Source organism: Achromobacter sp. Marseille-Q4954, assembly GCF_943737025.1.
Classification (GTDB): Bacteria; Pseudomonadota; Gammaproteobacteria; order Burkholderiales; family Burkholderiaceae_B; genus Achromobacter; species Achromobacter bronchisepticus_A.
Genome location: NZ_CALSFQ010000001.1, coordinates 3824496 through 3842920, shown reverse-complemented (window position 1 = coordinate 3842920; position 18425 = coordinate 3824496). Strand labels below are relative to the sequence as shown.

Below are 18425 nucleotides of genomic sequence, written 5' to 3'. Positions count from 1 at the left end.
CCGCGGGACCGCCGCTGGGTTCCCGCGCTCCTCCACGCCTCGCCTGACTCCGCCTGCACGCGCGGCCCCGCCGCGCCCCTGGACGAACCGTCAACCGACGAGGTTTTCATGCATTCCCCCTTTCTGCGCGCGCCATCCGGCGCGGCGCGCTCCCATGCGCCCGATCCGCGGCGCCGCCTGCTGCTGTCCTCTTTCGCCCTGCTGGCCTTGGCAGGCTGCGGCCCCGATGCGCCCAAGCTGCACGGCATGGATCTGTCCGGCATGCCGTCCGGCGACTTCCAGCTGCAGGACACCGAGGGCCGTGAGCGCAAGCTGGCCGACTACGCCGGCCAGCCGATCATGCTGTTCTTCGGCTTCACGCAATGCCCGGACATCTGCCCCACGGCGCTGACCCGCGCCGTCGAGATCAAGAGCCTGCTGGGCGCGGACGCCAAGAAGCTGCGCGTCCTCTTCATCACCGTCGATCCCGAACGCGACACGCCGGAAATCCTGCGCGCCTATACCCAGGCCTTCGATCCCGACTTCGTCGGCCTGCGCGGCAATGCCGAGCAGACGCGCGCCGCCGCGCAATCGTTCAAGGTCTTCTACCAGAAGGTCGCGACCGGCTCGTCCTACACCATGGACCACACCGCGCTGACCTACGTCATCGACGCCAGCGGCAAGCTGCGCATCGCCCTGCGCCATCAGCAAAGCGCGCAGGAATGCGTGGACGACCTGCGCACCGTGCTCTGACCAGAATCTATATATAGAGGCAACCCTCATGAAAAACACCACGATCAAATCCCTGGCGGCCGCCGCCTTCGCCTTCTGCGCCCTGGCCGGCGCCAGCCCTTCCGCGTTGGCCCAGGATGCCGCCCTGAAGGTGGACGACGCCTGGGTGCGCTCCACCGTGCCCAGCCAGCACGCCACCGGCGTCTTCATGCGCCTGACCTCCGCCTCCGGCGGCCGCCTGGTCGGCGTGGAATCGCAGGCCGCCAAGCACGTCGAAATCCATGAAATGGCGATGCAGGACAACGTCATGAAGATGCGCCAGGTGCCGGGCATCGCGCTGCCCGCGAACCAGACCGTGGAGCTCAAGCCCGGCGGTTATCACGTGATGCTGATCGATCTGGCCGGCCAGATCTCGCCCGGCGAGCACGTTGCCCTGACGCTCATCGTCGAGGATGCCGACAAACGCCAGCGGCGCGTGCCGGTGGACGCGCTGGCGCGTCCGCTGAACGCGGCAACCGCCCCGGCCGCCGGCCACGGCCACTGAGCCCGCAGCGTCCCCTGAAAGTGGCTTGACAGCTATGCTGCACGCCTGAAACAGCTTCATTGCAACAAGGCCGTCCTGCGTGCAACGCCGCGCCGCGCGCCGGGTCGAATTGGAAAAGGTCCGGCGCGCGCCATCGCGGCGCGCCCGGCCAGGCTTTCCCGCATCCAGGAATCGCCCGCAGGCAGCATCGCGGACGTCGGCGCGGCCGGCACGATGGCCGCAAGCTTTGATTGCCAGGAGCGTTTCATGAAGACCCTCAGCAAGACCTTATTGCTATGCGCCGGCTTGGCAGCCGCCGGGGCCGTGCAGGCCCAGACCACGCAGTACACCCACGACCTCTACGGCGACTGGCGCGTCACCTACGCCGCCCCCGCCGCCAAGACGGCGGACCAGGTCAGCGCCGAACTGGCCCAGGCCAAGGCCAACGGCCAGTACACCTTCGGCGACGAAGACTATCCTCCCCCGGTCATGTCGCACCAGTCTGAAACCCGCGCCCAGGTTGAGCAGGAATTGCAGCAGGCGCAGATCCAGGGCCAGATGGCGTCCGACGAGGAAGACTACCCGCCGCCCGCGATGGCCCATAGCGGCACCTCTGATATCCATTGAGACAGAGGCCGGAACGGTGGCAGGTCCGGGCGTCACGCAGGCATATCAGGGACACATTGATTGCCCGCTGACCGGCGGCGGCGCCTGATTCGCCATACAATGCCAGCACATCCACCGCCGGCCTGCCTGAAGGCGCGGCGGCAGCCGGCCCAGCCGCCGCGCGCCGGATGCCAGCGTTCCGCGCAGCCGGGCGCGTGCCCGCCGGCAGCCTGCCGGCACCTCTGTGTCTGGATATGCCCGGTAGTTCCGCCTTTTCATTCCTGCGTACCCTCTGCAGCCTGCGCTGGCTCGCCATCGCGGGCCAAGCCGCCACCATTCTGCTGGCCAGCAGCGTGCTGGGCCTGGCCCTGCCGCTGGAGCCGCTGTGGATCGGCGTCGGCGCGCTGATCGGCTTCAACGCCTACGCCAGCCTGCGCCTGCGCCACCGCCGCGACCTGTCCCACGCCACCGCCTTCGGCCACCTGTTCGTGGACATGGCGGTGCTGGCCTGGATGGTGGGCTGGAGCGGCGGCATCAGCAATCCCTTCGGCATGATGTTCCTGATCCTGACCGCGCTGGCGGCCCTGGCGCTGCCGCGCAACTGGGCGCTGGCCGCGGCCGTGGCGGGCATCTCGGGCTACGCGGCGGCCGCGATCTTCGGCCAGCCCCTGCGCGGCGACGTCGACACCCACACCCTGCTGCTCTGGGGCATGGGCGCCAACTTCCTGATTTCGGTGGTGGTGGTGCTGGTGTTTTCGACCCGCCTGGCCTCGGACCTGCGCGACCGCGAGCGCGAACTGGCGCGGCTGCGCGAACGCTTCACCCGCAACGAAGGCATCGTCGCCCTGGCCACCCACGCGGCGGCGATGGCGCATGAATTGAACACCCCGCTGGCAACCATGACCCTGCTGGCCGACGAGATCGCCGCCGAGGTCAAGGACGAAGACCTGCGCGCCGACGTCTCCACGCTCAGCCAACTGCTGGCCCTGTGCCGGGAACGTATCCGCAATCTGGCGGTCCCAACCGCGGTGGACCTGGTCCGCGTGGTGGGGCAATGGCGCCTGATCCGGCCGACCATCGATCTGCAGCGCTCTGGCACCCTGCCCGGCAGCCTGCGGGTCGATCCGGCCATCGCCCACCTGCTGCAGGCCCTGCTGAACAACGCGGCGGACGCCGGCGAAGCCGCCGACGCGCCCCGCGTGGACCTGCATCTGGAGTACGGTTATGGCGCCTTGCGCGGCGAAGTCAGGGACTACGGACGGGGCTTCGATCCCGACCAGACCCTGCTGCCGGCGACCAGCCTGTTCAACAGCGGCAAGCCGGGAGGGCTGGGCGTGGGCCTGGCGCTGTCGCACGCCACGGTGGAACAGATGGGCGGCGAAATGACCATGACCGCCGCCGAAGACGGCGGCACGCGTATCCGCTTTTACCTCCCGCTGGGGAGTACCGGGACTTGAGTGCAATGAACCCAACCGATCTTGGCCTGCTGATCGACGACGACGAACTGTATGTGCGCACCCTGCAGCGCAGCCTGTCGCGCCGCGGCCTGGAAACCCGAACCGCCACCGGCATCGCCGAGGCGCTGCGCGTGGCCGAGGAAATCCGCCCCGCCTTCGCCCTGGTCGACCTGCGCCTGGGCGAAGACTCCGGCCTGACCCTGATCCGCCCGCTGCGCGCCCTGCGCGCCGACATGCGCATCCTGCTGGTCACCGGCTATGCCAGCGTGGCCACCGCCGTCGAGGCCATCAAGCGCGGCGCCGACGACTACCTGCCCAAGCCCGCCACCGCGCCGATGATCCTGCGCACCCTGGGCCTGGTGAAGCCGGAAAACGTTACGATCGAAACCACCATGACACCGTTGCACCGCCTAGAATGGGAGCACATCCACCAGGCCCTGCACGAAACCGGCGGCAACGTTTCGGCGGCGGCCCGCCTGTTGGGCATGCACCGGCGCTCCCTGCAGCGCAAACTGGCCAAGAAACCGGGGCCGGAACGCGAAGTGCTCATCGACTGATTTGTGCGGATGCGACAAATTGTCGCAGACCCCACATGTGCGGGTGCGACATATCGTCGCACCCGGGAACCTGGCAGCAAGCCCCTGCTCCCCTAGGAAAACCCTGAATCTGCCCCCCTTGGGGCGGAATCCTCCCAGGCAATGCGACCATTCGTCGCATGCTTGACCCATATCAAGCCGATAGGATGGACGTTGCTGCCTAGCAGCATTCCAGCTTGCTGCTCTGCAGCATTTCCCACCCTCCATCCAAGGCTGTACGTGAAACACCCCCTCCTTGCGACCCTTACGCGCATTCTGAGCGTCGGCGCGGTCATGCTGCTTGGCGGCTGCAACATGGAAATCCTCTCCCCCAAGGGAGATATCGGCATTCAGGAAAAGACTTTGCTGTTCACGGCGACCGGGCTCATGCTCATCGTCGTGATTCCGGTCATCGTCATGATCCTGGTTTTTGCCTGGAAATACCGCGCATCCAACACCAAAGCTGACTACCAGCCCAAGTGGGCCCACTCCACCGCGATCGAAGTCGTGGTCTGGACCGTCCCTTGTATCATCGTGGCCATCCTGGCCGTGATCACCTGGCGCTCGACGCACGCGCTGGATCCCTACAAGCCGCTCGTATCCGAACACAAGCCGGTCACCATCGAGGTGGTTTCGCTGGATTGGAAGTGGCTGTTCATCTACCCCGAGTACGACATCGCCACGGTCAACGAGATCGCCTTCCCGGTCGATGTTCCGGTCAACTTCCGGATCACCTCGGCCACGGTCATGAACTCGTTCTTCATCCCCCAGCTGGGCAGCCAGATCTACTCGATGGCCGGCATGGAGACCAAGCTGCACCTGAATGCGACGGAAGCCGGCACCTACGCGGGCATTTCGGCCAACTACAGCGGCGCCGGCTTCTCCGGCATGCGCTTCAAGGCCATCGCGATGTCGCAGGAAGGGTTCGACAACTGGGTCAAGGAAGCCAAGGCTGCCCCGACCGCGCTGACCCCCGAGGTCTATGCGGAACTGGCCAAGCGCAGCGAGCGCAACCCGGTCGTCAAGTACTCCTCGGCGCCCCCCGCCATGTTTGATTTCATTCTTGGCAGCACCATGACCAAGATGGCCGGCGTGGACTCCGCCACGTGCACCCCCACGTCGAACAATCTGATCGCAGGAATTAACTAACAATGCTCGGGAAACTCACCCTCGAGGCCATTCCGTACCATGAACCCATCGTCATGGTTACGCTGGCCGCCGTGTGCCTGGGAGGCCTAGCGGTCTTCGGCGCCATCACCTACTTCCAGAAGTGGAAGTACCTCTGGACGGAATGGCTGACCACGGTCGACCACAAGCGCATTGGCGTGATGTACATCATCGTCGCCCTGATCATGCTGCTGCGCGGCTTCGCCGACGCCATCATGATGCGTACCCAGCTGGCGGTCGCGTCCGCCGACTCGGCCGGCTTCCTGCCGCCGCACCACTACGACCAGATCTTTACCGCCCACGGCGTCATCATGATTTTCTTCATGGCGATGCCCTTCATCACCGGGCTGATGAACCTCGTGGTGCCGCTGCAGATCGGCGCCCGCGACGTGGCCTACCCGTTCCTGAACTCGCTGAGCTTCTGGCTGTTCGGCGCCGGCGTCGCGCTGATGATGATCTCGCTGTTCGTGGGCGAATTCGCCGCGACCGGCTGGCTCGCCTATCCGCCGCTCTCCGGACTGGACTACAGCCCGAGCGTGGGCGTGGACTACTACATCTGGGCGCTGCAGATATCCGGGTTGGGCACCACGCTTAGCGGCATCAACTTCATCGTGACCATCCTGCGCATGCGCGCGCCGGGCATGAGCCTGATGAAGATGCCGATCTTCACCTGGACCTCGCTGGTCACCAACGTCCTGATCGTCGCCGCCTTCCCCGTGCTGGCCGCAACGCTCGCGCTGCTGACGATGGACCGCTACCTGGGCACGCACTTCTTCACGAACGACATGGGCGGCAACGTCATGATGTACGTGAACCTGATCTGGATCTGGGGCCACCCCGAGGTCTACATCCTGGTGCTGCCGGCGTTCGGCGTGTATTCGGAAATCGTCGCCACCTTCGCCCGCAAGACCCTGTTCGGCTACAAGTCCATGGTCTACGCCACGGCCGCCATCGGCGTGCTGTCGTTCCTGGTCTGGCTGCACCACTTCTTCACCATGGGCGCGGGAGCCAACGTCAATGCCTTCTTCGGCATAGCGACAATGATCATCTCGATCCCGACGGGCGCGAAGATCTTCAACTGGCTGTTCACCATCTACCGCGGCCGCCTGCGCATCACCACGCCGGTGCTGTGGACGCTGGGCTTCATGATCGTGTTCGTCATCGGCGGCATGACCGGCGTGATGCTGGCCATCCCCGGCGTGTCCTTCGTGCTGCACAACAGCCTGTTCCTGATCGCCCACTTCCACAACACCATCATCGGTGGCGTGGTGTTCGGGTGCATCGCCGGCATGACCTACTGGTTCCCCAAGGCCTTCGGCTTCAAGCTGAATGAGCGTCTGGGCCGCTACTCGTTCTACTGCTGGTTCGTCGGCTTCTTCCTGGCCTTCATGCCCCTGTACATCCTGGGCTTCAAGGGCATGACCCGCCGCCTGAACCACTACGACAACCCCGAATGGCAGCCGTACCTGCTGGTCGCCCTGGCTGGCGCCGCGCTGATCATGCTGGGCATCTGGTTCCTGCTGCAGCAAGTGTTCGTCTCGATCCGCCAGCGCAAGCAGAACCAGGACATCACGGGCGACCCCTGGGATGGCCGCACGCTGGAATGGGCCATCTCTTCGCCCGCTCCTTTCTACAACTTCGCCCACGTGCCGAAGGTTGATGAGCTGGACCAGTTCTGGGAAGACAAGCAGAACGGCAAGGCCTACAAGCGCCCGGCCAAGTACGAAGACATCCACATGCCGAAGAACACCGCCGCCGGCGTATTCATCGGCGCCTTTGGCCTGGTCATGTGCTTTGCGCTGATCTGGCACATCTGGTGGCTGTCCATCGTCGGTTTCGTCGGCATGATCGGTTCGTTCATCGTCCGCGCCTATGACCGCGACGTCGACTACTGGGTCCCGGCCGCGGAAGTCGAACGCATCGAAAACGCTCACTTTGACAAAATGCAGAAGGCCGCCTGAGCCATGATTCAAGCCGTAGCCACTCACCCCCACGCGGGTCACGACGATCACGCGCATCATGACGATGGATCCAAGACCGTATTCGGTTTCTGGGTCTATCTGATGAGCGACTTGCTGATCTTCTCGGTACTGTTCGCCACGTTCGCGGTGTTGTTCAACGCCACCGCGGGCGGCCCGACGGGCAAGGAACTGTTCGATCTGAAGTTCGTGCTGGTCGAAACGCTGTTGCTGTTGTTCTCCAGCTTCACGTTCGGCATGGCCAACCTGAACGTGCACGCCAACAACAAGAGCCGCGCCATGGGCTGGTTGATGGTGACGTTCCTGTTCGGCGCGGGCTTCATCGCGATGGAAGTCTATGAATTCCATCACCTGATCTCGATCGGCGCCGGCCCGGGCCGCAGCGCGTACCTGTCGGCGTTCTTCACGCTGATCGGCACGCACGGCCTGCACGTCACCTTTGGCCTGATCTGGATCATCGTCCTGCTGGACATGATCCGCCGCCATGGCCTGGACTCGATCAACAAGCGTCGTCTGGCGTGCCTGAGCCTGTTCTGGCACTTCCTGGACATCGTCTGGATCTGCGTCTTCACCTTCGTCTATCTCATGGGAGCCATCTGATGTCGCACTCCGCTGCGGCCGCACACGGCCACGACGATCACGCCGCCGACCACGGCAGCCTGAAGTCCTACATCATCGGTTTCGTGCTTTCGCTGCTTCTCACCTTCGGCTCCTTCGGCCTGGTGATGAACGGCGGACTGTCCCACGCCATCACCATTGCCGGCGTGGTTGCGCTGTGCGTGCTCCAGTTGCTGGTGCAACTGGTGTACTTCCTGCACATGGGCGCATCGAAGTCGGCCCGCGACAACCTGGCCACGTTTGTCTTCACCGTCATGATCATCGCCATCATCGTCGGCGGTTCGGCATGGGTGCTGTACAACATGAACGTCAACATGGGCCACGCCATGTAATGACGTCTCGCCGTTGAAGCAAAAAAACAGGCGCCTGCGGGCGCCTGTTTTTTTGCGCGGTGATCCTGCGATCGCGTCGGCCTCAGCCGGCCGGCCGCAAACTCAGCGTGATATTGGCGCGGCGCGCCAGTTCGCTTGCGCTGACCCCCACGAAAGGCTGCACCCGAGCGCGCTGGTTCAGGTCGCAGGCGGGCGCGGCCTCGGCGCTATCCAGCACCTGCTTCACCGCGCGCGCGCCTGCCGGTCCCTGCGGGCTGCCGTCCTGGCTCGCTTGCCAGGCCAGCATGTCGGCCACCGCCGCGCCGCAGCGCCAGGGCGTGCGGTACAGGCCGGCGTCGTGTTCCAGCAGCATTTTTGCCTTGGCCTCCTGGCCCAGCCTCAGCATGATGACCAGCGGCAGCGCGTCGGGGTCGGCCACGCCCTGGATGCGGATGCCTTGATCGGTGCGATCCGACACATCGGCGCCCGCCTGCAGCCATTGCAGGTACAAGTCGTCCGGCAGCCACGGCAGGCTCAGCGGCGCGATCCGGTTGACCAGCACGCCGGTCGCATCGGAGGCCTGCGTCAGCGGCACGCCGGCCGCCAGCAAACGCGCCGCCGTGGCGCGCAGCCGGGCGCGCAGTTCGTCCCAATCCGGGCCGTTCTGTTTGATCGCCGCACGGACCTCGACCTGGTTCCACACGCTCAACAGGCTGGACAGCGATTCCGGCGTCAGCGGCGCTTGCGGCTTGCCTGCGGCCTGGACCAACTGGTCCACCAGCGCCGGCTGCATATAGCGCGCCGCCAGGCTCAGCGCTTCGTTCAGGCCGTTGCGCTCCAGCGCCTTGCCCTCGCCGTAGCCGCCCACGGCCGGATCCGCGCCATGGGCCAGCGCGAAGCTCACCCGCTCGGGAATCGGATAGGCCACCCCAGGCGCCAGCTCGCCGCCGAGGGATTCACGCAGGGCTTCCAGCAGCGGCGTTTCCCACATCGCTCGGTTGCCGTAGTACATGCGCACGTAGGCGGCGTTGATGTCCGCGCCCTTGTTCAACAGCTTTTCGGCGTACCAGAAGTTCTTCGTGCTCTGCATGGCGGCATGCAGCAGCGAGCGCCCGTTCTTCTCGCGGGCGTTCGGATTGGCCCCCTTGTCCAGAAGATAGAGCAGATTGTCCTTGTCGCCGCTGTAGTAGGAAATGCGCCGCATCAGCAGCGGCGTGCCGCCGCTGTCCACGGCATCCACGGGCGCGCCTGCGGCGATCAGCGTGTCGGCCAACGCATAGCGCTCGGCGTCCGGCCGCGAGTCCTGACCGTCCGGCAGCGCGCTGGCCAATAGCGGGTAGCCGTTGTTGGAGCCGTCGGCCCGGGCGCCTGCCGCAAGCAATATACGCACGATCTCCAGCTGCTTGCGCGCTACCGCGGCGGCCAGCGCCGGCGTGCCGTTTTCGTTGACGCCGTTGGGGTCTTGCCCGCGCGCCAATTCAGCCTGCACCGCGGCGACATCGCCGGCCTGGATCGCCTGGAAGATGGCCAGGCGCGGCCGGCAGGCCGCCGCGTCCAGGGCCGGCACGCCGAGCGCCGCGCCGATGCGGCCGGCGATGTTGCCGGGAATGGGTTCCTGCGCGGCCAGCCGGCGCGAGCAATACTGCCGGTAATCCTCGCGCGCCAAGGCCTCGAAATGGCCGCGCTTGTCGCCCGCCTTTCCTGCCTGCTGCCAGCGTGCATCGGCGCGGTTCAGGTACGCCGCCGTGCGCGCCGGATCGCGCCGCAGCACCTCGCCGAGAAAGAGGTCGGCTTCCTGCGCCTCGCCCGATTCGGCCAGCCAGAAGCCGTAGTCGTTGAAGGCCGTCAACACCTCGGGATCCTTGCCGGTGGGATCGACATCCCGATAATCGTTGCGCCAGAAAAAGCTGCGCAGCTCTCCCAGCGCGCGCCGGAACTCGGCGGTCTGCGCACGCGGAATGCCGCGGACATGCCGGTGTACGTCCAGCAGCCCGGCCTTCAGGTCCGGCCGCGGCCGATGCTCGAAGCTGATGGATTCGGGAAACGTCTTCAACAAGTCCGGGTAGTCCGCCAGCGGCGGCCGCAACGCCGCCAGGATCCGGGCTTTGCGCACATCATCCCAGGGCTGGTCGCTGCTCACGATCGCGGCGGAATTATCCGCGGTCACCTCGTAGGCACTGCCCTCCTCGTCCACCAGAAAGCCGGTCACCCACAGATCGCCATCGTAGGAATAGCCCACCCAATAATGGCTTTCCCCGTCGCGAGGCATCCTGACCCTTACGCTCTCCTTGTCGGTCTTGATTCCGGTGGGCGAGTACATCACCAACGGTCCGGAACGAAAATCCGGCCTGAATTTCCCACCCGGTTCCCGCACATAGCGGTACAGGTACAGCCGGCTCTGCAACTCTCCGACCAGCACCGCGTCCTTGAGGTTCTCGGTACCCCACACGCGCTTCTCGGGTTCCCGCAGCGGATAGCGCGACAGGCGGGCAGACTCGATGACGGCGCCGATATCGGAAGCCATCGCCCACTGCGGCGCGGCGGCCAGGCCGGCCAGCGCCAACGCGACGGCGCCGAACAGGCGGGAGACTGCGGGACGGAACGGACGCGGCATGCGGAAGCTTCTGGGGACGGATGGAAAGAGGCCGATGATACGCGCCTTCCCGGTCCCGCCACGCCCCCCCTGCGATACCGCAAAGACTGCGGACAGCTTTCGTTATATATTGAACAACATAACGACTTCATTAACAGTTTAATAATCCCGCGGACGACGCAACCCCGACCATGCACGCCGTTTCCATCGCCCCCGCACCAGCCCCGGCCGACAGCGCCGGTCCCACATTGCGGTTCGCCGGCGCGCTGCTGCGCCATGCGCCGCCCGGCCATCCCGACGCGGGATTCTTCGCCACGGTCATCGGCAAGAGCCTGGCCTGCGGCGACCTGGGACGCTGCGGCCTGTCGTCCCGGGAACTGGAAGGCCTGATCGCGCGCCTCTTCCCCGGCGCGCTGACGGGCCATGATCCCGCGCTGGCGGACTTGCGCGAGCAAGCCGCCATCTACCCGGCCCGCGGCATGGATGCCGCTCAAACCGAATTCACGCGTCTGTTGCGCGCGCTGCTGGACACCTGGGCCGCCCCCGGCGCGGGGACCACGCCCTGGGTCAGCAGCGTGCTGACCCAGGCCTGTCTGCGGCCCGACCATCTGTGGCGGGACCTGGGCCTGTCGGGCCGCGAGGACGTGACTTTCCTGCTGGCGCGCCACTATCCGGGACTGGTGGTGCGCAATGTGCGCAACCTGCGCTGGAAGCAGTTCCTGGCCTATTCCGCCTGTGAACAGGCGGGCCTGCCGCCGGCCGCGGCGCCGGGCTGTCCGGCCTGCGAGGACTATGGCTTCTGCTATCCGGACATGCCGGACTGAGGCCCGGCTTCAGAACCGGTACGTTGCCCCCAGGCCCGCTCCCAGACTGCGCCCGGCTGCCGGTTCGTAGTAGCGCCCATTGGTCTCGTTGACGATCACGGACCCGGCGTAGCGGCGGTCGAACAGATTGTCCACGCGACCATAAGCGTTCAGTTCCCAGGCCCCCGCCTTGAACACATAGCCCGCGCTCAAGGCCGCCACGAAATAGGCGGGCGCATCGCCGTCGTTGGCGTCGTTCACGTAGATCTTGCTGAGGAAACGCCCTTCCACCGTGGCCTGCCAACCTTCGGGCGGCGCCCAGGCCAGCGAGGCGAAGGCGGCCTGGCGCGCGATGCCGGGGATCTTGTTGCCGGCGCGGATGTCGCCGGGTCCGTCATCGGCATAACGCGCATTCAGCCAGGTATAGGCGAGCTGCGCGCGGCCGTGGCGGGCGAATTCGCCGGACCAGCCCAGTTCCACGCCGTCGCGCCGCGTGCGGCCGGCGTTCTGGTACGTGGTCCGTCCGCCCGAGCTGCCCGCGGAGACGATCTCATCTTCGGTGCCCGTATGGAACACGGCGGCCGTCAGCAGGCCGCCTGCCAGGTTCGCCTTCACGCCGGCCTCCAGGTTGGTGCTGAGCGCGGGGGCCAGCCCGAAATTCAAGCCGGGCTGGCCCCCGGGCCGATACGAAATCTCGTTGAGCGTCGGCGTCTCGAAGCCCCGGCCATATGACGCATAGAAGCTCAGATCGGTGTCCGGCGCATAGCGGATGGCCGCCACCGGCAAGGCCTTGCGATAGCGCGCGTCGCCGCTGTCGTCGACGTTGCCCGGCGCGAGGTAGTGGTCGTTGGAATCGAAACTGACGGTGCTGAAGCGCAAGCCCGCGTCCAGCGTCCAGCGCGGCGACACCTGCCAGGAAGCCTGCAGATAAGGATCGGCGTTGTAGAGACGGTATTGGTCTCGTCGCGCCGCAGCGCCCCCTGCACGCCCAGTTGGCGGCTGGCGCCTGCGCCGGTGTAGTTCTGGTAGCCCTTGCGGTCTTCGCGCATGGAATCGTAGGAAAAGCCGCCGATCACGGTCAGCGGCCGGCCCGCCATCGTCAGCTCGGAGGTCCAGCGCAGGTCCGCCCCGCCGTATTGCCGCTTCAGGTCGATGACGCCGCCGGCCTGGGTGGGCGCCGTCTGCGCGGCAGGAGGAATGGCTTGGTACTGCGTGGTGTCGCGCTGGCCGTAATAGACCATCACCCGCAAGGTATTGCGGCTGTCGACCTGGCGCTCGTAGATCGCCCCGCCCTGGGTCTGCCTGACCGTCTTGCGGGTGTCGTACTGCTCGGCCAGCGGCGCCGCGCGCGGATCGTCCTGGAACTGTTGATAGGTCAGGCCCAGCGGATCCTGGGCCTTGAGATCCACGCTGTTGGCCACGAGGGTCAGGCGGCTGGCGTCGTCCAGCTGCAGGCCCAGCTTGGCGTTGCCCAGGTTCTTGCGGGCGGCGCTGTGGTCGCGGTAGCCGTCGGTGGTGAAACGGGTCAGGTCCAGCACGTAGTCCAGTCCGCCGCTGGCGCCGTTGGCGCGGGCGCCGTAGCGCCAGGTGCCGTAGCTGGCGCCCCAGCCGCTGGCCGTGAGCGACGGCGGCGCCACGCCATCCTCGGTCGACACCTGGATCACGCCGCCCGAGGAATTGCCGTACAGCGCCGAAAACGGCCCCCGCAGCACTTCGACGCTGCCGATGGAGCCTATGTCGATGTTCGAGGTCTGCCCTTGGCCGTCCGGCATGGTGGCCGGGATGCCGTCCACGTACAGCCGCACGCCGCGCACGCCGAAGGTGGAGCGCGCGCCAAAGCCGCGGCTGGAGATCTGCAGGTCCTGCGCGTAGTTCTGGCGGTTCTGGATCTGCAGGCCGGGTACGCCGGCCAGACCCTCGGACAGGTTGATGCCCGGCTGCTGCAGGCGCATGGCCGCACCCTCCACCACGTTGACCGAAGCGGGGGTATCCAGCACCGCGGTACCCAGGCGCGTGCCCGTCACCACCACCGCGGGCAGGAGCGGTTCGGCTTCCTGCGCCCAGGCGATTCCGGCCGGCAACGACGCCAGCAGGCCATGCACGGCCCAATGCCCCACGCCCGTACGCCACCACTGCCGCTGCGCCAAACACGCCTCCTGTAGGGGCCGCGGCGGGAATCGGTTCTAATACCCGCCATGGATAACTTGCAAGACATCGAACGCCGCCTGCTGGAGCTGGAGGTCAAGGCCAGCTTCTCGGACGATATGCTGGAACAGCTCAACCAGATCATCGTGCGCCAGCAACAGCAGATAGACCGGCTGATGCGCGAAGTGGCCGACCTGCGCCAGCAGGCGCCCGAGGGCGGCGCCCCCTTCCGCAGCCTGCGCGACGAAATACCGCCGCACTACTGACGCTGCGCCTGCGGTACGGGCAGCGCGTCCGCGCTGCCTTCCCCCTATCACGCCCAAACCGCATGGAATCGCCGTATTCCAGGTTTGCTCACGCCTGAAAATCCGTCCCCGATTCCATCAATGGAAAATATATCCTAATAAATTAGCTATCTTTCCACTGGTGGGAATATCTTTTACCGATATACGGGTTTATCCCTAGCCCGATTCAGCGCACTATTGAGCCATCGGGAAACAGCAACGAACCAGACGGATAGGCCGCCGATTCGCTCCCAAAGCTCTTGAAATCGGAGATTTACCATGAAGACCCTCGCTACCGCCTTGATGATGTCCCTGGCCGCGCTAAGCGCCGGCGCCTACGCCGCCTCGCCCAACATCGAACCCAACAACGTCCCGTTCCAGGGCGTCTACGGCACCCCTTATGAAGGCCCGACCCGCGCCCAGGTGCAGGCCGAACTGGCCGCTGCCAAGGCTGCCGGCCAGATGGCTGAAGTGGAACCGAACAACGTGCCTTTCCAAGGCGTCTACGGCACGCCCCACACCGGCAAGACCCGCGCTGAAGTGCGCGCCGAACTGGCCGCCGCCCGCGCTGCCGGCCAGATGGCCGATGTGGAACCGAACAACGTGCCCTTCCAAGGCGTCTACCACGCCAACTGAGCGCACGCGGATTTACCCCTCCCCTTGTTGTACCTTGGCCGCCAGCTTCTGGCGGCCTTTTTTCGCCTGCGCAAGGCATTGTTCCATCCGTTCGCGTACTATCGCCCCAAGATCAGGCATAACACTACGACTCAACAGGGAGCCCATCTTGAAACACACTCGCGTTCTCGCCTCTTTGCTGGTGGCTTGCGGCATCGCCGCGCCGGCCTTTGCCGCGCCTCCAGTGATGCTGAACAATGCCATCATCACGCAGATCCCCAAGGCCGATCAGCCCTCCTACCGTGACGCCGTGGTGCAGGCGCTGAACAACTCGGCCGACGGCCAGCGCACCCAGTGGAGCAGCACGCACCAGCCGCGCAAGGCGCCGCCCATCACGGTGCAGCTGACCCCCACGCAGACCAGCAAACTCAAGGACGACCGCGTCTGCCGCTTCCTGGTTGGCGATTTCGCCCGCGGCGCCACCACCGAAAAGTGGCAGTTCTGGTTCTGCAAGCAGCCGGACGGCACCTGGAAGGCCAGCAGCAACTAAGCGCGCCGGACTCCAGCGCCCGAGCGCATAAAAAACGCGCCGCTCCATCCAGGGATGGGGCGGCGCGTTTTTTTCGCCTGGTCCGCGCGCCGCAAGGGCGCGCAAGCAGGATCAGGCCGAGGCTTCGACGCGGTTGGCGTCCAGCACCGTCATCGCGGTCATATTGATGATGCGACGCACGGTGGAGCTGGAGGTCAGGATGTGCACCGGGGCGTTGGCGCCCAGCAGGAACGGACCCACTGCCACGTTGCCGCCTGCGGCCGTCTTCAACAGGTTGTAGGCGATGTTGCCCGAGTCCACGTTCGGGCACACCAGCAGATTGGCCTCGCCCTTGAGCGAAGACGAGGGCAGGATGCGCATGCGCAGCGCTTCGTCCAGCGCGCAATCGCCGTGCATTTCACCGTCGATCTCAAGTTCCGGCGCGGCCTGGCGCACCAGTTCCAGCGCGCGGCGCATCTTCGCGCCCGAGGCCGAACTGCCCGAACCGAAGTTCGAACGCGACAGCAGCGCGACCTTGGGCGCCAGGTTCATGCGCGCCATTTCCTGCGCCGCCATCACCGTGAACTCGGCGATCTGCTCGGCCGAGGGTTCATCGTTGACGTGCGTGTCCACCAGCACCACCGTGCGCTCGTTGAGCAGCAGGATGTTCATGGCGGCGTACACGTTGTGGCCAGGACGGCGGCCGATGACCTCGTCCACGAAGCGCAGGTGATCGTGGTACGCGCCCACCGTGCCGCAAACCATGCCGTCGGCGTCGCCCAGGTGCACCATCATCGCGCCGATCAGGGTCAGGCGGCGGCGCATTTCCACGCGCGCCATTTCCTTGGTGATGCCGCGGCGGCACATCAGTTCCCAGTACGTGGTCCAGTACTGGTGGAAGCGTTCGTCGTATTCCGGGTTGGTGACTTCGACGTCCTCGCCCAGACGCAGGCGCAGGCCGAACTTCTCGATGCGCGACAGCAGGACGGCGGGACGGCCCACCAGGATGGGACGGGCCAGGCCTTCGTCCACGATCACCTGCACCGCGCGCAGCACGCGCTCGTCTTCGCCTTCCGTGAACACGATGCGAGACTTGCCGCCTTCGCGCACGATGCGCTTGGCCGCCGAGAACAACGGCTTCATGAAGGCGCCCGAGTGGTACACGAACTGCTGCAGCTGCTCTTCGTAGGCTTCCAGATCGGCCAGCGGACGCGTCGCCACGCCGCCTTCCATTGCGGCCTTGGCCACCGCCGGGGCGATGCGCACGATCAGGCGCGGATCGAAGGGCTTGGGAATCAGGTATTCGGGACCGAACGAAATATCGTAGGTGCCATAGGCCGCGGCCACCACTTCGTTCTGCTCTTCCTCGGCCAGCTCGGCAATGGCGTACACCGCCGCCTTTTCCATTTCGCGGGTGATGGTGGTGGCGCCCACGTCCAACGCGCCGCGGAAGATGTAGGGGAAGCACAGTACGTTGTTGACCTGGTTCGGATAGTCCGAACGGCCGGTCGCCATGACCACGTCATCGCGCACCGACTGCGCCACTTCCGGCAGGATTTCGGGCGTGGGGTTGGCCAGCGCCAGGATCAGCGGGCGCGGACCCATGGCCGCAACCATTTCCGGCTTGAGCACGCCGCCGGCCGACAGGCCCAGGAACACGTCGGCGTCGTGGATCACTTCGGCCAGCTTGCGGGCGTCGGTCTTCTGCGCGAAGCGCGCCTTGTCCGGGTCCATCAGCACGGTGCGGCCTTCGTAGACCACGCCTTCGATGTCGGTGACCCAGACGTTTTCCAGCGGTAGGCCCAGGTCCACCATCAGGTCCAGGCAGGCCAGCGCGGCGGCGCCTGCGCCCGAAGTCACCACCTTGACCTGCTTGATGTCCTTGCCCACGACCTTCAGGCCGTTGATGAAGGCGGCCGAAACGGTGATGGCCGTGCCGTGCTGGTCGTCATGGAAAACGGGAATCTTCATGCGCTCGCGCAGCTTGCGTTCGACCGTGAAGCACTCCGGAGCCTTGATGTCTTCGAGGTTGATGCCGCCGAAGGTGGCTTCCAGGCCCGCGATGATCTCGACCAGCTTGTCCGGGTCGGTCTCGTTGATTTCGATGTCGTACACGTCCAGGCCGGCGAACTTCTTGAACAGCACCGCCTTGCCTTCCATCACCGGCTTGGAGGCCAGCGCGCCGATGTTGCCCAGGCCCAGCACCGCGGTGCCGTTGGTGATCACGCCCACCAGGTTGCCGCGGCCGGTGTACCGGTACACATTGGCCGGATCGGCCACGATTTCTTCGCAGGCCGCCGCCACGCCGGGCGAGTACGCCAGGGCCAGGTCGCGCTGGTTGACCAGCGGCTTGGACGCCACGACGGAGATCTTCCCCGGGGTGGGGAACTCGTGATAGTCCAGTGCTGCCTGGCGATCCGATTGCGTATTCATGGGGCTGAGCCTCCTAGTCTTGATATAGGAAAAATTCTAGGCTCCAATACATAAGCAGATCATTCAACTTTAATATCGTCCCATAATCTTTACCTTATGCATCGCCTATGACAGCCTTTGATCCGGACCTGGTTATCCGGAAACTGACCTCGCGGCTGAAGATGCGCCACCTGGTGCTGCTGCTGCAGATCGAGCAGCACGGCTCGCTGACCCGGGTGGCCGAACACATGGCCACCAGCCAGCCGGCCGTGACCAATGCCCTGGCCGAACTGGAAAGCATGTTCGACGTGCCTCTGTTCGAACGCTCGGTGCGCGGCATGACGCCCACGCCCCTGGGCGCGGTGGTGCTGGCGCGGGCCCGCGCCCTGGTCCACGACCTGGGCCATCTGGTCCAGGAAATGGAGGCCGTGGCGGCCGGCCATGCCGCCCATCTGCACATCGGCGTCATCCCCTTCGTGTCCGGCCAGATGCTGTCGTCCGCCATCAGCCGCACCCTGCCCCAGGGCCGCCGCATCACCGCCACCATCCACGAAGGCCAGGGGCCGGCGCTGCTGCGGCAGCTGCGCGACCACACGCTGGACCTGGTGGTGGGCTGGGCCACGCCTTCGGTGGACATGGACAACCTGGGCTTCGAGGTGCTGTACCACCAGCAGCCGCGCCTGATCGCCAGCCGCCGGCTGGCCGCCCGCCTGGGCCGCTCGCGGCTGGAATGGAACCGGCTGGCCGACCTGGACTGGATCCTGGGCACGCCGGACAGCCCGATCCGCGAACAGGTGTCCGAGATCTTCCTGCGCGCCGGGCTGGCGCCCCCGACGCCGTCGGTGCAAAGCGACTCGTCCAAGCTGATCGGCGAAATGATCGTGGCCAGCGACCGCGCCGTCGCCATCCTGCCCGCCGACATCGCCGACGAGCTGGTGCGCATCGCGGGCGCGGCCATCGTGCCGTATTCCTTCGACTGGACCCTGCCGCCAATCGCGCTGTTCACGCGCGCCGACGGTCTGCGCCGCAACGTCGACGCGCTGTTCGCCGCCGCGCTGCGCGAGGCCTATACCAAGGGTGCGCGGCCGCCCGCCTGA

At 66.0% G+C, this 18425-nt stretch carries 16 protein-coding genes and 1 pseudogene; 14 read left to right on the top strand and 3 right to left on the bottom strand.

Annotated elements, in window-relative coordinates:
* Positions 1-108 precede the first annotated feature (108 nt).
* The 9 genes from NGK62_RS18035 (at position 109) to cyoD (ending at position 7968) form a co-directional block, all read left to right on the top strand.
* A complete protein-coding gene (locus NGK62_RS18035) occupies positions 109-732 on the top strand; it encodes an SCO family protein (RefSeq protein ID WP_059377692.1) in 624 nt (207 codons plus the stop codon).
* A gap of 28 nt (positions 733-760) precedes the next feature.
* A complete protein-coding gene (locus NGK62_RS18030; RefSeq protein ID WP_251879493.1) occupies positions 761-1255 on the top strand; it encodes a copper chaperone PCu(A)C in 495 nt (164 codons plus the stop codon).
* Between the two features lie 246 nt (positions 1256-1501).
* The gene (locus tag NGK62_RS18025; RefSeq protein WP_059377687.1) at positions 1502-1861 is read left to right on the top strand and encodes a DUF4148 domain-containing protein; all 360 of its coding nucleotides are present in this window, start codon (positions 1502-1504) and stop codon (positions 1859-1861) included.
* A 233-nt stretch (positions 1862-2094) separates the two neighbouring features.
* Positions 2095-3297: a HAMP domain-containing histidine kinase gene (locus NGK62_RS18020; protein ID WP_059377685.1), complete on the top strand. Its 1203-nt coding sequence runs from the start codon at positions 2095-2097 to the stop codon at positions 3295-3297.
* A 5-nt stretch (positions 3298-3302) separates the two neighbouring features.
* Entirely contained in the window at positions 3303-3854 is a 552-nt protein-coding gene (locus NGK62_RS18015) for a response regulator transcription factor (RefSeq protein WP_042794894.1), read from the top strand.
* Positions 3855-4112: 258 nt separating this feature from the next.
* On the top strand, positions 4113-5021 hold the full coding sequence (gene cyoA, locus NGK62_RS18010; protein ID WP_251879491.1) for a ubiquinol oxidase subunit II: 909 nt from the start codon (positions 4113-4115) through the stop codon (positions 5019-5021).
* 2 nt (positions 5022-5023) lie between these two features.
* Entirely contained in the window at positions 5024-7000 is a 1977-nt protein-coding gene (gene cyoB / locus NGK62_RS18005) for a cytochrome o ubiquinol oxidase subunit I (RefSeq protein ID WP_251879489.1), read from the top strand.
* Positions 7001-7003: 3 nt separating this feature from the next.
* Positions 7004-7618: a cytochrome o ubiquinol oxidase subunit III gene (gene cyoC, locus NGK62_RS18000; protein WP_042794897.1), complete on the top strand. Its 615-nt coding sequence runs from the start codon at positions 7004-7006 to the stop codon at positions 7616-7618.
* Complete coding sequence (gene cyoD, locus NGK62_RS17995) at positions 7618-7968, top strand: cytochrome o ubiquinol oxidase subunit IV (RefSeq protein ID WP_054451659.1); 351 nt, start codon at positions 7618-7620, stop codon at positions 7966-7968. The genes cyoC and cyoD overlap by 1 nt, the downstream gene beginning before the upstream one ends.
* Before the next feature lie 82 nt (positions 7969-8050).
* Here cyoD and NGK62_RS17990 read toward each other — a convergent pair whose 3' ends face one another.
* Positions 8051-10561 (bottom strand): ankyrin repeat domain-containing protein, encoded by a 2511-nt coding sequence (locus tag NGK62_RS17990; protein WP_251879487.1) that lies wholly within the window; start codon positions 10559-10561, stop codon positions 8051-8053.
* Between the two features lie 170 nt (positions 10562-10731).
* Between NGK62_RS17990 and NGK62_RS17985 the strand changes: the two genes are divergently transcribed.
* The gene (locus tag NGK62_RS17985; RefSeq protein ID WP_251879485.1) at positions 10732-11364 is read left to right on the top strand and encodes a nitrogen fixation protein NifQ; all 633 of its coding nucleotides are present in this window, start codon (positions 10732-10734) and stop codon (positions 11362-11364) included.
* A 9-nt stretch (positions 11365-11373) separates the two neighbouring features.
* Here NGK62_RS17985 and NGK62_RS17980 read toward each other — a convergent pair.
* Positions 11374-13460, bottom strand: a pseudogene (locus tag NGK62_RS17980) (TonB-dependent receptor domain-containing protein).
* Between the two features lie 78 nt (positions 13461-13538).
* On the opposite strand from NGK62_RS17980, the gene NGK62_RS17975 reads away from it, so the two are divergent.
* The 3 genes from NGK62_RS17975 to NGK62_RS17965 all read left to right on the top strand — a co-directional run bounded on the left by NGK62_RS17975 (position 13539) and on the right by NGK62_RS17965 (position 14937).
* Positions 13539-13754, top strand: a complete 216-nt coding sequence (locus NGK62_RS17975; protein ID WP_059377677.1) for a SlyX family protein — start codon at positions 13539-13541, stop codon at positions 13752-13754.
* Between the two features lie 297 nt (positions 13755-14051).
* Positions 14052-14408 (top strand): DUF4148 domain-containing protein, encoded by a 357-nt coding sequence (locus tag NGK62_RS17970; RefSeq protein WP_042794901.1) that lies wholly within the window; start codon positions 14052-14054, stop codon positions 14406-14408.
* Positions 14409-14556: 148 nt separating this feature from the next.
* On the top strand, positions 14557-14937 hold the full coding sequence (locus tag NGK62_RS17965; protein ID WP_118934919.1) for a hypothetical protein: 381 nt from the start codon (positions 14557-14559) through the stop codon (positions 14935-14937).
* A gap of 111 nt (positions 14938-15048) precedes the next feature.
* On the opposite strand, the gene NGK62_RS17960 is transcribed toward NGK62_RS17965, so the two are convergent.
* Positions 15049-17349, bottom strand: coding sequence for an NADP-dependent malic enzyme (locus tag NGK62_RS17960; RefSeq protein WP_251879483.1), 2301 nt, complete (start codon positions 17347-17349; stop codon positions 15049-15051).
* A gap of 107 nt (positions 17350-17456) precedes the next feature.
* Between NGK62_RS17960 and NGK62_RS17955 the strand changes: the two genes are divergently transcribed.
* Positions 17457-18425 carry a LysR substrate-binding domain-containing protein gene (locus NGK62_RS17955; RefSeq protein ID WP_059378848.1) on the top strand — a complete coding sequence of 323 codons (969 nt, stop codon included), beginning with the start codon at positions 17457-17459 and terminating at the stop codon, positions 18423-18425.